Raw genomic sequence first — 322 nt, forward strand, 5'->3', positions numbered from 1 at the left:
CCTTTGAAATCGCGTCGAGAAGCCGGTCCCACACGCCCGCCTTGCGCCAGCGGTTGAAGCGGTTCACGCAGGTGGTATGCGGGCCGTAACGCGCCGGAATGTCGGCCCACGGCGCACCGGTGCGCAGCCGCCAGAAGATGCCGTTCAGAACCCGCCGGTCGTCCACACGCGGAACCCCGCGCGGCTTGTTCGGAAGCAAAGGCTGGATCACAGACCACTCGAACTCCGTCAGATCGAAGCGCGCCATGAGAAACTCCCTCGTTTGGGAGTTTGAATCACGACACGCCCGATTCGGGAATCCCCTTTATGGGTTTATCACCTA

The 322-nt window shown here is 62.1% G+C and carries 1 protein-coding gene; it reads right to left on the reverse strand.

Annotation, left to right across the window (positions count from 1 at the left end):
* On the reverse strand, positions 1-247 hold a 247-nt coding region (locus KKP04_RS15355), incomplete at its 3' end, for a transposase (RefSeq protein ID WP_215033570.1).
* Between the last annotated feature and the right edge of the window lie 75 nt (positions 248-322).

This window comes from Rhodomicrobium sp. Az07 (assembly GCF_018619475.1).
Lineage (GTDB): Bacteria > Pseudomonadota > Alphaproteobacteria > Rhizobiales > Rhodomicrobiaceae > Rhodomicrobium.